This is a genomic window from Methylorubrum podarium (assembly GCF_022179745.1).
GTDB classification, from domain to species: Bacteria; Pseudomonadota; Alphaproteobacteria; order Rhizobiales; family Beijerinckiaceae; genus Methylobacterium; species Methylobacterium podarium.
The window spans coordinates 1-3114 of the sequence record NZ_BPRD01000436.1 but is presented as its reverse complement, the minus strand read 5'-3'; the positions used below and the strand labels follow the sequence as shown (position 1 = coordinate 3114).

The following is a 3114-nucleotide window of genomic DNA, read 5'->3' as shown; positions in this document are numbered from 1 at the left end:
GGCGGGGCCTTTTTCCGTTCGTATGCCGTGCGGCCCGTCTCGGCGGGCCGTTCCGGACGATCGATCTCAGGAGGCGACGGCGGGCGCCTGACCGGCGGCCGGCTGCTGCGAGAAGCTCGGAGCGCTCGGGCGGCGCGGGGCGCCGGTCCGGGGCTTCGGCTTCGGCGCGGCGATCAGGCCCTCGCGGATCGCGGTCTTGCGGGCCTGCTTGCGGGCGCGGCGGACGGCCTCTGCCTTCTCGCGCGCCTTGCGCACGGACGGCTTCTCGTAGGCCTTGCGCTGCTTCATCTCGCGGAAGATGCCCTCGCGCTGCATCTTCTTCTTGAGGACGCGGAGCGCCTGATCGACGTTGTTATCGCGAACGAGTACCTGCAACGGAATCAACCCCTAGGATCTGTTGTTTCGAACCGCACCGGCCTCGGATTCCCGGCGGAACCGGGAAAAAGCCGTCAGGCGCCCCTGCCCCGGTTTCAAGTCCGGAGGAGGCGTCGTGACGGCAGCCGAATCGGTGCGAAAGAATTGCACCTGAGCGCGCGGCATACACGAAACGGGATCGTGTTGGAAGTGCGGGAAAGCTTCTTGGAAGCTTCTTGGAAGCCCCTTGAAAGCCTCCTGCCGGTTCGGGACCGCGCGGTGCGCGCCCGCGACCCCGTCATCGCAAGGACGACCGGAAGGCTGTCCTACGCGTGCGAGGCGATGAAGTTGCGCACGATCGGGTAGGTCTGCGCTTCCCACTTGCGCCCCGAGAACACGCCGTAATGGCCCACCCCCGTCTGGAGATGGTGGCTCTTCATGTGCGGCGGCAGGCCCGAGCAGAGGTCGTGGGCGGCCATGGTCTGGCCCACCGCGCAGATGTCGTCGCGCTCGCCCTCCACCGTCATCAGGGCGGTGCGGCGGATGGCGCCCATGTCGATGGGCTCGCCGCGATAGGTGAGCTTGTTGCGGGCCAGCGTGTAGTCCTGGAAGACGGTCTTGACGGTCTCGAGGTAGAACTCGGCGGTCAGGTCGAGGACGGCGAAATACTCGTCGTAGAAGGTCTCGATCGCCTGCGCCTTGTCGGCGCTGCCGTCGACGTAGTGCCAGAACAGGTCCGCATGCGCGTCCGAGTGGCGCCGGGCGTTCATCGAGACGAAGGCGGCCACCTGCATGAAGCCGGGATAGACCCGCCGCCCCGCGCCCTTGTGGCGGCCGGGCACCGTCTCGATCAGGTTCTGCTCGAACCACTCGATCGGCTTGGAGGTGGCGAGCGCGTTCACCGAGGTCGGGCTGACACGGCAATCCACCGGCCCGGCCATCAGGGTCATGCTGCGCGGCTGCGCCGGGTTCTTGGTGTGGGCCATCACCGCCGTGGCGGCGAGCGCCTGCACCGCGGGCTGGCACACGGCCATGAGGTGGGCGCCCTCGCCGATGGTCTCCAGGAAGCGCACGACGTGATCGACATAGTCGTCGAAGCCGAAGCGCCCTTCCGAGACCGGCACGTCGCGGGCGTTGTGCCAGTCGGTGATGTAGACGTCGTGATCGGGCAGCAGGGTGCGCACGGTGCCGCGCAGCAGCGTGGCGAAGTGGCCCGAGAGGGGCGCGAGCACCAGCACCTTGGGCTGGACGGTGTCGATGTCCTTACGGAAGCGGAGCAGGGTGCCGAAGGGCGTGGCGAGCACCGGCTCCTCGATCACCGGCACGTCGCGGTTGCCGACTTTGACGGCGTGGATGCCGTAGGCCGGCCGGGCGAAGGTGAGGCCGGCCCGCATCATCATGCGCGCGCCCGCCGACCACCATTTCGCCGTGTCGTGCCAGGGCGTCCGCATCCACGGGGCGGCGGCCTCCTGCAGGAGGCGGCCCCACTGGCGGGTCTGGCGGGCGATGTCCGACTGGACATCGAAGGCCTGGTAGAGCATCGGGCCCAAACTCCAAGCGCGCAAAGTGCCTGCACGCGCCATTGTCTCGCGAACGTCCCGAATGGCCCGGATTCGCCCGCTTCGCTTCCCGCATCGCCCCGCCGCCCTCTCGAGACGATGCCGGACCAAGCAGGCTAAGCGGTTCTGGGTTGGGCGCAACTGATCAAAAGTACATGCCGCGCCGCTGTGGTGCGGATGCATCACTTTGCACGCCTGCCGGGAGCGGGAAATTTATTGTCGGAGACGTGGCGCTTCCGGCAGGGGAAGACGCGGCGGAGGACCCGGCGCGAGGCGTGTCACGAAGCGCGGCACGAGTCTTGGATGTCGTCCGGGAGACCTGGGCGGCAAGCTCGGGCGATCGCGTGATCCGGGGAGAGCCATGGCCGAGGCGACGCTGACGATCTCCAGCCGCAACTACTCGTCCTGGTCCCTGCGCGGCTGGCTGCTGTGCCGGATGGCCGGGCTCGACCTCTCGGTGGCGGTGCTGTCCGGCTCGGACGCGGCGACGCGGGCCGAGTTGCTCCACCTGTCGCCGTCCTTCCTGGTGCCCCGGCTGGAGCACGGCGCGGTGGCGGTGTGGGACGTGCTCGCCATCGCCGAATATCTCAACGAGATCCGCCCGGACGCCGGCCTCCTGCCCGAGGGGGCGCCCGAGCGCGCGCGCTGCCGCGCCGTCTCCGGCGAGATGCATGGCGGCTTCGTCAACCTGCGCTCGGCCCTGCCGATGAACCTGCGCAGCCTCCACCGCGGCTTCCGGATCTTCAACGGCGCCAAGGGCGACATCGAGCGCATCTGCACGATCTTCGAGGATTGCCTGTCGCGCTCGGGCGGACCCTACCTGTTCGGCGCGCGGCCGACCCTGGCGGATGCGATGTACGCTCCGGTCTGCACCCGCTTCCGCACCTACGACGTGACCCTCCCCTTCACCGCCGCGACCTACCGCGACACGATCCTCGCCTGGGACCTGATGAGCGAGTGGGCGGCGCTCGCCGAGGGCGAGCCGGAGGAGATCGTGGAACTCGACATGGAGTTCTAGGGGCGGTCTGGTCGGGCGGTCCGGTCCGGATTGCCCGCGGAACCGGAAGGCTACGCGCTTTCGACCGACCCCGCCTCCCCGGAGCGGCCGGCGGCGAGCGGCAGCTCGATGCGGGCGCAGAAGCCGCCGCCGGGGCGGTTCTCCAGGCGCAGGCGCCCGCCATGGCCCTCGACGATGGCGAGC

3 protein-coding genes are annotated in these 3114 nt (G+C 69.3%); 1 reads left to right on the top strand and 2 read right to left on the bottom strand.

Features of this window, described 5'->3' with window-relative positions; all coding sequences use genetic code 11:
• Window positions 1-66: 66 nt before the first annotated feature.
• Entirely contained in the window at window positions 67-375 is a 309-nt protein-coding gene (gene rpsU, locus MFF42_RS20095; RefSeq protein WP_238257325.1) for a 30S ribosomal protein S21, read from the bottom strand.
• 305 nt (window positions 376-680) lie between these two features.
• Window positions 681-1895 (bottom strand): polyhydroxyalkanoate depolymerase, encoded by a 1215-nt coding sequence (locus MFF42_RS20090; protein ID WP_238257324.1) that lies wholly within the window; start codon window positions 1893-1895, stop codon window positions 681-683.
• Window positions 1896-2274: 379 nt separating this feature from the next.
• On the opposite strand from MFF42_RS20090, the gene MFF42_RS20085 reads away from it, so the two are divergent.
• Entirely contained in the window at window positions 2275-2931 is a 657-nt protein-coding gene (locus MFF42_RS20085; protein WP_238257323.1) for a glutathione S-transferase family protein, read from the top strand.
• Window positions 2932-3114: the final 183 nt, after the last annotated feature.

Coding starts and splice junctions, on each gene's coding strand:
- MFF42_RS20090 (WP_238257324.1), bottom strand. CDS start 1,895: ATGCTCTACCAGGCCTTCGATGTCCAGTCGGACATCGCCCGCCAGACC.
- MFF42_RS20085 (WP_238257323.1), top strand. CDS start 2,275: ATGGCCGAGGCGACGCTGACGATCTCCAGCCGCAACTACTCGTCCTGG.